This window comes from Paenibacillus sp. FSL P4-0338, assembly GCF_038002365.1.
Taxonomy (GTDB): Bacteria; Bacillota; Bacilli; order Paenibacillales; family Paenibacillaceae; genus Paenibacillus_AQ.
Window position 1 is genome coordinate 3,036,507 of the sequence record NZ_JBBOCG010000001.1, and the last position, 12,524, is coordinate 3,049,030.

The following is a 12,524-nucleotide window of genomic DNA, read 5'->3' on the forward strand; positions in this document are numbered from 1 at the left end:
CTACCCGCGCCTTACGGCGTTGGTTGGCCTTTAAGGTATACAGGCTGCGACTTGTTGCCGCTGTAATCCTCCATGACCACGGTAACTACTGCTGCGGTAGAGGTGAAGCTCAGTGCGGCTTTGGTCGTGCGGCCGCGGATAATCATCGGCTTCATGCCCGCAGCACCGGACAGATAGGTGACCGGGAACGACCGGTTCTGGCCGTCTTCATTAATGTACATATACCGCCAGTCCCGGGAGCTTGGCATCGGCAGGTTCAGCGTATTGCTGTTCCAGGACCAGTTCTCTGCATAAGGCTCGGACACCTTGTCGGTGAACGTTCCGTTATAGGTTATTTTATCGGTATTTCCGGCTTGAACGGTAACCGTATACTCATCTCCGTTAACGGGCATATTCTGGAACAGCGCTGAGGCCGCCCCCTGCGGCACGGTCATTTCCCTGGATACCGGCTGCGGCGTGGTCGTCCAGTTCACCGACTTGACCGTAACCTTGATGCTGCCCTGAGCGGCGGCGGGATTCGTCCACTTCACCAGGAAGTCTCCATTCGCAGCGGATTCGGCAGTCACCTTGGATACCGCCGCATTCAGGTCGAAGGACAGCGTTGCCGCATCGCCCTCCAGCCCGTCTGCACCTACTGCCGCCACCTTCAGCACGCCGGATTTGGCCGGAAGCTTCTTAATATAGAAGGTCTCATCATATTTTCCGCCCATATAGATATCGTTCACGTAGACATTATATTGCTTTACCTTGGAGTAATCGGTGTCCATGCTCCACTTCACGATCATCTCATCCGTGCCCGGCAGCGCCTGGACAATGGAGAGACCGGCAGGAGCCGATGGTCTTACCGCCGAGCCGTCATGAATCCGCAGCTGGCCGATGTTCATCTGGTAATTGGCTGCTGTAGTGGCTCCAGGGGCGAACACCAGGCCGAAGGCCGCGATCTCCCGTCCGGCATACGCGCCAAGATTAAGCTCTGCCGTAGTCCAGCCCGTGGTATGCTTCCCGCTATTCGCAACCGGCACCTTCACCACTTGATTCGGGTTGTCGCGGAAGATGAGTCCTGCGCTAAGCACAGAGGTATCGTCTGCCGATGGTTTGTTGTACACGATGGACAGCTTGGAACCAGCCTTAACGGCAAGATCGCTCTTGTAGAGACGCAGGAAGTTCTCGCTGTTCAGATTCCCGCTCACTGCCAGCGAGCTGCCGCCGTTGTAACCGCCGAGCTGCTGATAGTTCATGCGCGAATTGGCGGTCTGGTCATAACCCGGACCATAATCGAAGTCCACTTTCAGGCGGTTACCGGTAGTATCCTGCCACCATTGCCAGGTGACCGGAACATCCTGAAGACTCATGTTCGACCACTCCGCTGCGCTGGATACCGCTCCATCCTTGTAATAGGAGAGGCCGTGGCCAGTATTGAAGCTGGTATAGAAGTTAGAATCCTTCACCACCGAGCGCTCAGCAATGACCGAAGCGATCCCCGGCCAGTAGCGGGTATCGGCGTATACATCGGCTGCCGTATTGACTGAGGATACCGCTGTGTTCTTCGGATTGACCTGCGGTCCTGACCACCATAACTGCTCGCGCAGGTTCGTCATCCATTGGTATTGGTTATCCGTACGGTTCGAGACCGGCCAGGACTTATTCATGTCCTCATCCAGGCCGGCATGTACAAAGTCCGCTCCCAGTGTCGCCAGGCTGGTCCGGGGAATTCCCCCGGACAGCTTGCTGCTCAGCGCTGAGCCCTGCACGCTCTTGAAGCGGTCGCGCCCTGCTTCCAGTCCTGCGAAGCCAGTCTCAAAGAGATTGTAGCTCGTCCCCTGGACTGCGTTGAGGCTATTCAAGTAATTCGCTGCTGAGGTAATCTGCGAGCTACCCATGCCATAATCGAAGAAAAACGAATTCGATACCTGCTTGTGAGCTGTTTTATCGTAGAGCATGGAGATATTGTTGTTATTGAAGGTTCTGGCGAAGACATTGGCTCCGGTGGCGGTATTCAGAGAATCATACCACTGCACATACAGCCCGCCATCCTGTAGCGCTTTCATAAAAGCAATATAGTCAGGAAGATCCGCCGTCGCCACATTCGGATTCTGCTCCTCCTGATTCAGGAAATACCCGTCATACCCGAAGTATTCGGCCATTTCAATCATTTTCTCAGCCACCGGGAACTTGCCGTTCGCGTCCTTCACAATCATCTGCTTATACGTCTGCTGTCCCCGGTCATTGTTCGAGAAGAACACCCCGGCCAGTGACATAACCCCATTCTTGTGGGCGGCATCGGTATAGGTCGGATTGGGAATATTCAGCATGCCGAACTCGAACCATTTCTGCTGCCAGTCAGACTGGGCCAGATCGTCGTAATATTCCGGCGGTGTATAAGCTGTCGCCGTTCCATGCCAGTAGGAGTAATAGTCAATGTACTGCCAGAAGTTGAAGTGGTATTGGGCGAACTTGTTAGTGTACGGGGCATTCTCAATAAAAGCATTGCCGTAATCGCCCGCAACATTCATCATCTGCACCGCCGGATTCAGCGCCGGATTGGCCTGAGTCTGCTGGAAAGGTGCAATCCGCTGCTGCAAGGGAACCCGGGAGCGCAGCAGTACCGCGTCCTGATCTCTCTGCGGACTCCAGTCCGCAATGTGCTGGCTGGTATAGCCATGTACGCTGGGCTGATTCGCACCGTGTGCGCTTTCCCCTTTGAACGGCCAGGTATCTCCAGCCATGGCTGTCTGCGGCAGCAGGGTCACCAGCAGCGCTGTACCTAATACCGCTGAAGTCAGCTTACGAATTCTGTGTGTCCGGGATGTAGCTACCATTGTTCACTCTCCTCATTCTTCAGATTGATGAGAACGCATTCATAATAACTGGATGAATCTTCCTACTGGATGATAGTGATCAAGGTTACTATATAGCAGCACCTGCGGGGACTGATAGAAGCGAAATTAAAGATTCGCTGGTCAAATTAAAGAAAAGTGCTGTGAGATAGACCCGGGACGGTGATGCGGATTTGTTTCTGCGTGCTTATTCGATGGGATGCTCATTCTGGTGGCGGCAGGCTATGCTGGATAGTTACTCAGATGGCGGACATTCTGTGCCTCCTCCCCTGCTGTCTGCTCAATCTGCTACTTTCCAACTGGCCGACGCAGCGTTCCCAGTCCAATTGTGATCGGTTTTTCGATTATATTTGGCCTACACGGCGCCCCCAGTCCAATTGTGATCGGTTTCCAATTACATCCGGTCCACGCACCCTTGCCACGCCAAAAAGCAGCCCCGTTAAGAGCTGCCTCATGTTTCAACCTATGTTCCTTATTCACGCCTATTCTTGTAACACTATTTACTTTGCCAATCTATCCGCCAGCTTACTCCGCGTCCGGATAAGGATTAATACTCTGGATCGTGCCGTCTTCGTTGTACTTCAGTTCGGTGTACTTCACGCAGCGCTTGTGGTTGACGCCTTCCGACAAAGAGCTGTCGTGATAGAACAGATACCATTTGTCTTCCACTTGCACAATGGAGTGATGAGTTGTCCAGCCGATAACGGGTGAGAGGATCTCGCCCTTGAACGTGAACGGTCCCATCGGGTTCTTGCCGACCGCATACACGAGCTTATGCGTGGTTCCTGTAGAGTAGGACAGGTAGTAATTTCCGTTATATTTATGCATCCACGGGCCTTCAAAATATCTGCGTTCTTCATCTCCAGCGAGGATCGGATTCCCCTCTTCATCCACAATGGAGATCTCGGCTGGCTTACCCTGGAAGGACAGCATGTCGTCGCTAAGCAGCGCAACTTGCGGTCCAAGTGCAGGCTGATCAAGTGCCGGTCCTTCTGCATCCGCTACGAAGCTGCCAGTCTGCCATTTCTCCAGCTGGCCGCCCCAAAGTCCGCCGAAATAGATATACGCCTGGTTGTCTTCATCCACTAGTACGGCCGGGTCAATACTGAAGCTGCCTTCCATATAATTCGGCTGCGGGGTGAACGGGCCTGCCGGAGACTCCGACGTTGCCACACCCAGGCGGAAGATTCCGTCATGATCGCGGGCCGGGAAGAACAGATAGTAGGTGTTATTCTTATAAGCTGCATCTGGAGCCCAGAGCTGCTTGGAAGCCCATGGAATATCTCTCACATGCAGCGCTTCGCCGTGATCGACCACCGGGGAATCGATGCTGTCCATCGAGAGAACATGGTAATCTTCCATTTTATACTGGTCGCCGTTGTCATTGCTAGGCTCATCATGATCTAGATCGTGGGAAGGATAGATATAGATTTTGCCTTCATAGACATGGGCGGACGGGTCCGCTGTATAGATGTGAGTTACGATCGGTTGGTTAGGCTTAGGGGGTTGTTGCTGATTCATAAGGCATCTCCTTTGATATTGGAATAATAGAATCCTTCATAGTAAGCAGGGCTGGTATCCTCTGTACCGTTGCCCGAGGCATGTACGCCGAGGCAGACACCGGTGAAGCCGCCGTTGACCTCCGGGGACAGGACCGACACATGAACCGTCTCCGGGACTTCATTCCAAGACACGCCATCTGCCGAATAGGAGCAGAGGTAGGAATGGCCGTCGCAACGGAGGCGAAGCTGAACGGGACCTTGACCGCTTACCTCATACTGGTGAACCTGCCGCTCCTCACCGTTCTTCACTACAAGCTCCATCACCCGGCGGCCGCTGCGGCAAGTAAGTCCCCAGCAAAGATATCCACGGTTGTTCAGCCGCGCAGCCAGTCCGGCATGCTCGCCTTCGGTCACTGGCGTGAAGTCAAGGCTGACGCCCAGCTCCATCCGGTGATGCTGCTGGCGGAGGCATGCGAACACGGCGGGCGCCTCATCGTCCAGCGTGTAGCTGTTCCCGCGCACGGTGAGGCTTCCTGCGCGCTCAGTCCAGGAATAACGCTCCGCTTCATAGGCGCGGAGGAAGGCCCACTCCGGCCCGAAGCCGTCTTCCGGCGTAAAGTGCAGCACCTGGTCATCCAGGCTGGACTCGCCCTCAGCAATAACGGTGCCTTCATTATTGTCAATCATCGGCCAGCCGTCCTCCGTCCAGGTGACAGGAGCCAGGAAGGTCTCCCGGCCCAGCGGGGAATACCGGCCTTCCACGGGACGCATACCCAGGAAGACCGCCCACCACTGGCCAGACGTATCCTCCACCAGATCGGCATGTCCAAGGCATTGTACCGGATGCTCCTTCAGTCCCCGGTGGGTCAGGATCGGCTCAGGCTTGTCCTCGAACGGGCCGTAAGGGCTGCTGCTGCGGGCAATAATCTCCCGGTGGTCGCCCGCCGTGCCGCCGGAGGCGGTCATCAGGTAGTAGACGCCCTTGATCTTGTACAGATGCGGGCCTTCGACCCAAGGGCCGTCATCGCCGCTCCAGATATTAACCGGCTCCGACAGCACTTCGCCGGACAATGGATCAATCTCATACTGGATAATATGCGATTCATAGCCTGCACCGTTCTGCACCGTGACATAGGCACGCCCGTCATCATCGAAGAACAGGGAAGGATCAATGCCCCCGTGCGGCAGCAGAATCGGATCAGACCAGGGACCCTCGGGCTTATCCGCAGTCACGTAGAAATTGCCGATGCCCCGCACATCAGTAGTAATCATGTAGAAACGCCCGGCGTGATACCGGATCGTGGCGGCGTAGATGCCGGACGAGCTCTTCGTAGTCCGCAGATCCAGCTGGGACTGGCGGGTAAGGACATGCCCTATCGGGGTCCAGTCGATCAGGTCCCTGCTATGGAAGATAGGCACACCCGGAAAATATTCAAAGGTACTGTTAATCAGATAGAAATCTTCATTCACACGGACCACACTGGGGTCCGGATAATACCCGGCAATTACGGGATTCCGCACATTCATAGAATGCATCATACCCTCCTCTGGAATGAAAGCAAGCGTTTACAATCGCTAGTGTTATTGTACAAGCCCTAATTGAACTTTCCTATGCGCAGACTAAAGAATTTCCCCCGAAAAAATGTATTATTCCCGCCTACATCCGATTGTACTGGAAAAATACACCGTTTGCTCGTCATTTTGCTTGAGTTAATGGTCATTTTTTGCGGATTTTTATATCAGTCCTTCTCCGCACAGCAAAAAGCCGCCCCCCAGCCATAATCTGGCTTGAGGGACGACCCTGATCTTGCTTATATGGTACTTATGCGATGCTTGTACTTACGGATTAATCAGATCCGATTGGATCAGCAGTCTGCGGATCGCTGCCGATGCCTCGGCCCGCGTAATATTCTCGTTCGGCGCAAGACGCTGCTCGTCTCTGCCCAGAATAATGCCCGCTGAGAGATTCTCCTTCACATTAGCAATTGCCCATTTGGCTACGGATGCAGAATCGGCGAAGGACTTCAGCAGCTGCTGAGTCTGCTCTTCGCTGCGTGAAGACTTCAGCTCAGTGATACTTAAGGCTCTGCTGACAATCGCCATAGCTTCCTGTCTGGAGATGTTATTGTCCGGTCTGAAGGTTCCGTCCGGATAGCCGGAGATCAGGCCGTTCTGGGTCGCAACCTGAAGCTCCAGCCCGTACCATCCGCCTGTAGAGACATCACTGAACGTGACTGGCTGCTCCCCATGGGTAACAATACCGAGCGCTCTCGCCAGCATAGCTGTGAATTCAGCCCGTGTGATCGCCCGCTGCGGTTCAAATACCGCTTCCTTCGTGCCGCTCGACACCAGTCTTGAGCCCATGTCATTCACATCCGGCTTGCTCCAGTGCTTCGCCACATCCGGGAATTCGAGCGGATTCCAGATCAGACCGAAATCGCCGTTCTCCAGACTGTTAATCGTAGCGTAATAACGTCCGTCTTGGATGGTTACATAGGTTGGCTGATGATAGATTCTACCATCCCGGTATAGTACCCCAGTGGTAATCTTCATCTCTGCCGGTACTTGAAGCTCGTACTTCGCCCAGCCGTGGCTGGTTACCTGTACTGTCTGTCCCTGATACTTCGCTTTAATGGAGAAGTTCACCAGAGTATTACCAGGCTGCACCTTCTGCTTCGCGGCTGCAAGCTTGAAGGCCTCCAGGTTGCCCGGAGCAGAAGCTCTCAGCTCAGCATAGAAGATAATGTTTTCTGTCTTCACATCCGCAAGGCCAAACTGCTTACTGACCTCTGTCAGATCGATAGCAGCGGCATCTAGTCTAACTGTTCCCAGGCCAGACTCCACTACGATCTCTCCACCCTTATTCTGTAAGTCCTTCACTTGCTCCGCAGTCAGTTCAACAGTGCTTGATGGCACCGCCTCACCTTTGACGGAAGGGGCAGAGGTTGGTGCTGGTGCTGTTGTTGATGCGGGTTCGGCTGGTTTTACCGGCTCAGGAGCCTTGTCCGTAATCCGCACAATCTGGAACGTACTGAATTTGTTAATCTGGATCGCCAGCGCTACAGGTTCACCGCTGGAATGATACACAATTTCTGGAGTGTAGATTGCAATCTCTCCATCGCTATGCTCAACATATACTCTTAAGCTGTTCAGGAAAGCATCACGCACCCCGGAGCTTTGCAGCGGAATCTGATCCGCGAACTCGGATAACGGCAGCTGAACCATGGTATTGATCTTGCTATAGTTCGTCTCAATCTCGCGTGGCGCCCCCAGATTCTGAAGCGTCTTGTCACTGGCCAGTGACAGCTTGGACGTACCGTTCAGAATGGCATTGCTCTGGACATTCGCTTTCGCCTGCGCGTTCTTCACGGGTACAATCCGGAAATACAGGTCGGTAGTGGTGGCATCGAGCTGTGCCAGGCTGGCTGCATCCAGATGGATCGAGCCCAGCGCAGTTACAATGTCCAGTGAAGCTTTGCGCCCGGCCAGAATTGAAACGGCGGTGGATGGAATTTCAACTGCAATCTCATCCGCATGTGCAGCAGGATCGTCCACGTGGGTGATCGTTACACTCCGGTTGGCTGCATCGGGGTCGTCCGGATTCACGCCTTCCACAAGGTTGTACACTTCGTTCTCATCAATCACAATAGTGTCAATCTTCGTTCCGTTCGACAGGTTCGTTCTAAGAATGATCACGCCCTGCTCTAGCGGATTACCATCATTAGGGGTAGACAGTCCGGCTTGTCTGGACGTTGCCTCACGGACGGCGCCTTCCTTAACTACACCCTTCGCCTTCACAATCAGCAGATATTGCTTCACAGCACTCTTGCCATTCCGTGTAAAGGTTGCGGTCAGAATGACATTCGTATCCTGGGCCGGAGGCGTTACATTGCCCTTGGCCTGGTCTGCATCCTGCTGGACGGCAATCACCGAAGGCAGGCTTGAGGTCCAGGTAATCTTCGTGTCGTATTTGCCGGTCTGAAGCAATACGAAGGCTTCAGTGACACTCTCCCAGGTATCTCCCTCAGCGAAGGTTGCAGCGGGATGGATTCCCGTAGTTCTTGCAGCTTCCTCTGCTGCTTCCTGGTCACTGAGTTTTTTGATCACTACAGTAAACTTCTTGATTAAAATCTCGCCCGGATGGTCCGGGTCTGCCAGCTGCACGGTAAGCTCTACCGTCACATCCTCTTCATCGGGTCCCGGTCTCTTAATCCGGCCAGTGTTCGTGAGAACCTCCGGTTTACTCGAAGTCCAGGTCAGGACTGAGCCGGTGTCACCAGTCTTCGGCAAGAAGAGATTGCGGGTCACTGACTCCTCTGAATCTCCAGGAGCATAACCGATCTTGACATTGACTTCATCCTGAGGAAGGTCAACTGTGGCCGTTCCTTTGACCGTAATGTAGAAGTCCTGCTCCCGGAAGAAGCCTTCCTTGGCAACACGAGCCGTCAATCTTACCACCGTATCCTTCAGCGGACGCTGAACCTCGCCGGTGCTGCTGACAATATCGCTGCGATGGCTTGTCCATACGACCTCGGAGTCATAGTAGCCCTTCGAGATCAACTCAACGTCCTGCGTTACGCTCTTGGCTGTATCCTGTCCTTTGTAGCCGATTCTCAGCAGTTTCATAGCTTCATCAAGCTGATCATTGATACTCTCCTGCTGGGCTTTAACGGTCACTACGAACTCTTTCTGATAGGACACACCGCCTTTGGTCACTGTAGCGGTTAGAGTAACCTTCTGGTCTCCATCACCATGAGCGGGACGCTTCACGCTACCATCCGGAGTAATAACTGATTCCTTCGAGGAGCTCCAGGTGATCGTGCTGCCGCTGGTGTCTTCGGTAATCAAGTCCAGATTCGTCAGGACCTGCTCCTGCTTCTCGTTATCTTTCCGAATCATGTTCCAGTTAAGTTTAGCCAAGGTCTCATTTACAGCCTCTTCGTCTGTTATCGGACGCTTGATAACTGTGAGCACGAAGGTTTTGTTCTGTACCTTATCCCCCTTGCGGATGACCGCTGTCAGGGTTACCGTCTGGTCTCCAGCAGTATAAGCAGGGCGCTTCACAACTCCGGCTGGAGTAATAACTGATTCCTTCGAGGAGCTCCAGGTGATCGTGCTGCCGCTCGTGTCCTCGGTAATCAAGTCCAGATTCGTCAGGACCTGCTCCTGCTTCTCGTTATCTTTCCGAATCATGTTCCAGTTAAGTTTAGCCAAGGTCTCATTTACAGCCTCTTCGTCTGTTATCGGACGCTTGATAACTGTGAGCACGAAGGTTTTCGTCTGTACCTTATCCCCCTTGCGGATGACCGCTGTCAGGGTTACCGTCTGATCTCCCTTTGAATAGGATGGTGCCGTTACGGTACCGTCTGTGCCGATAACCCCTTCATCGGAGGAAGTCCAGGTAATTATACTGCCATTTGTGCCATTATTTGGCAAATACACAGCAGAGGTTACGGATTCCTGCTTTATATTCTCCTCACGGATCGTATTCCAGATAAGCAGTTCTGTATCTTCTGCTACCGACTGTTCATTGGTTCCGTTCTGTTTTTTGACAATCAGCTCGAAGGTCTTCGTTAGCTCGGATGCCCCATTCTTCAGCACCGCTGTCAATGTAACCGGCTGATCGCCTGTTTTGAACGGCGGTCTTGTCACCGTGCCGTCAGTAGCAACAGCCGTTCCATTGGTCGATGTCCAGGTGATCGTGCTGCCGCTCGCTCCGGTTCGCGGTAAATCTAATCCGCTGAGCACAGAGCTCTGCACGATATTGTCCTTACGGATCAAATCCCAGGTTAATGCTTCCATATCGCGTTTCACCAGTGCGCCAGCACCCGGTAACTGCAGATCAACGTTATTGGAGGTCATCGGCTTAACCCCGTCAACAATAATAGAAGGATCAACTGTGACTGAAGCAAAAGCAGAAGCCTCGTATTTTCCAGCCGCCTGACCGGTAAAATGAATCTCCAGTACCGTGCCGCTAACCCGCACCACGTTGAAGCTTAAGCCTTCAGGCATATTATTAACGCTTACGCCGCCTTCAACCTCTTCTGTGAATGCGCCGTTGCGCAGGGTTACCGTCAGCGTCTCTGCCGCCGAGCCGTCACCTGCATCGTGAATCACATCAGGAGACGCCGTAATCGCTGTAGGCGGAGAGCGGAACAGAATAGCGAAGGTTCCTGAAGGAATGCCTGCTACCGTAACCGCTGCCCGGTCCACGCTGTCCGCAGATTTATGGCTGGCTGCCTGTCCGGCAATCGCTACAGTAATCTGGGTGGGGCTGTCCACGGTAATCTTACCCGGCATAAGGCCCGGCGGCCAATTCGCCGCATCAATGGCATCCATAACCGATTCATCGAAGGAACCGTTTTTCAGCTCAAGGATAAGGGAATCCCCGATCGTGCCGTCGTTCCCCTCAGATTCGTAGAGCACTGGTGTCCGGACTACGAGATAAGGTTCTTTGTCCATGAAGTCGAACTTGAAGGTGTTCGTGCTTAAGTCTGCCGGACTTCCCTCAAGCTTCCCGGAAGCCACGCTCACATAAGCTCCATAGACATCGCTGGTCACGGTAGCTACACCGGTGAATTTGAGCTCCAGCTCCGTATCGGAAACTCGGGTCACTTCCGTGCCAAGACCGGCTGGAAGACCATGAATCAACACATCCTCTGCACCAACCGTTTCGGCGAACTTGCCGCCAGTCAGCGTTACACCAAGCGTCTCGGTGATCTCACCTGTGCCGTAGACGGCTTCGGATACAATCCCTTTGTTCACACTAAGCGTGGCAGGGTCTCTGAACGTTACACTGAAGGTCTTGGTCGTCAGACCGGAGGAGATCCCCAGCAGATTCTCTTTATCGACGGTAACGGACAGGTTCTTCGTGGTCGCATCCTTAGCATGATCAACGGCTGCACCAGTCAGCGTGAAGTTAAGCTCCGTATCACTCAGCCGGGTTACGGCGAACCCAAGTCCTTCCGGCAGATTATTGATGCGGATATGGCTTGGATCAATTGGCTTAGCAAGAGTCGCACCGACTATATTCACCTTCTGGTTGCCGGCAACTGTCCCATTATTCGCCTTGGCTTCCACCAGCTCGGTGCTGGCGCCTTCATCCAGCTCAATGTCTGAGATGACTTCACTGAAATCCCGCTCATCGAGACTCGTGTAATAGGTGAATGTCTTGCTTGCATGCGGAGTCAGCTTACCGGAATCCCAGGTCATGGTAATCCCCGTATCATCCTTGACTTCCACGTTCTTCGCTTTCGGACTGTTGTAAGCCTCCAGAGCATAGGGGTTATTGTTGCTGAACCCGAAGACGGAAGCCTTAGCCCGTGGATCGCTGGAATAGAAGAAGATTGGGGCTCTAGAACCAAAGGCCTTGTACAGCGGATCATTATCACTAAAAGTACTTGCCTTCACGACTGCAACGCGGTCTTCTTCGAAGGTGTGGGTCACGATATTAGAAGTGACATATTCTCCTCCTTGATCCACCGTATTGTCCGGGTCCATCGATCTCATATACCGCGCCCCGTCCCAATTCTTATCGGTAAGATTGGTAATAGTCACATCATTGCGGTAGAATTTCTGGTTCTCCCCAAAGCTGATGACCTGCTTAATCTCCATCGTGCCCGCCCAAGTAGATACCGTAGCCGCACTTAGAATGCCTTTATCGGTCTGCGAGGTATTTACAACGGTGGTCGGCATATCCATGACATTCATCAACGCCGAATTAGACTTGGCATATGTATTTCCGCCGATCTGGTAGCCTACCGCGAAACGTTCTTCCGGTCTGCCCGGCAAATAATAATCGACCGGCACGTCCTTGCCTGTGCCATAACCGTCATGATCGGCACTCATTCCCAGATTCGTTCTTGAATTCGTACCACGGAAGTTAGCGGGCTTATCGCCCTTCGTACCGAAATTTCCCCAGTTGCTTATCCCGAGTTCAATGAATTTGCCTCCCAGGAAAAGCTCTGTCCCACCTTCTCCGCCATAGGCAGCCCGTGCTCCCCAATCTGCTGAATCTGCATGTACAGCAAGGGGTGCAGGAAACATAGACAGGAGCATTGTGGGCACCATTAGCAGTGCAAGCAGCTTGTTACGCTTCATTGTCTCACTCCATTCTTCATCATAGAAATGCAAGCCTATCCCTAATAAAAGCAAATCATTCTCACAAAATTCTCACAAATGATCG

At 53.2% G+C, this 12,524-nt stretch carries 4 protein-coding genes; all 4 read right to left on the reverse strand.

Annotation, left to right across the window (positions count from 1 at the left end; all coding sequences use genetic code 11):
* Positions 1–11: 11 nt before the first annotated feature.
* Entirely contained in the window at positions 12–2,819 is a 2,808-nt protein-coding gene (locus MKZ07_RS13430; protein WP_341026121.1) for an endo-beta-N-acetylglucosaminidase, read from the reverse strand.
* Positions 2,820–3,362: 543 nt separating this feature from the next.
* Positions 3,363–4,358, reverse strand: coding sequence for a glycoside hydrolase family 43 protein (locus MKZ07_RS13435; protein WP_341026123.1), 996 nt, complete (start codon positions 4,356–4,358; stop codon positions 3,363–3,365).
* Complete coding sequence (locus tag MKZ07_RS13440) at positions 4,355–5,878, reverse strand: glycoside hydrolase family 43 protein (RefSeq protein ID WP_076161622.1); 1,524 nt, start codon at positions 5,876–5,878, stop codon at positions 4,355–4,357. The genes MKZ07_RS13435 and MKZ07_RS13440 overlap by 4 nt, the downstream gene beginning before the upstream one ends.
* Before the next feature lie 300 nt (positions 5,879–6,178).
* Entirely contained in the window at positions 6,179–12,439 is a 6,261-nt protein-coding gene (locus MKZ07_RS13445) for an S-layer homology domain-containing protein (protein ID WP_341026125.1), read from the reverse strand.
* Between the last annotated feature and the right edge of the window lie 85 nt (positions 12,440–12,524).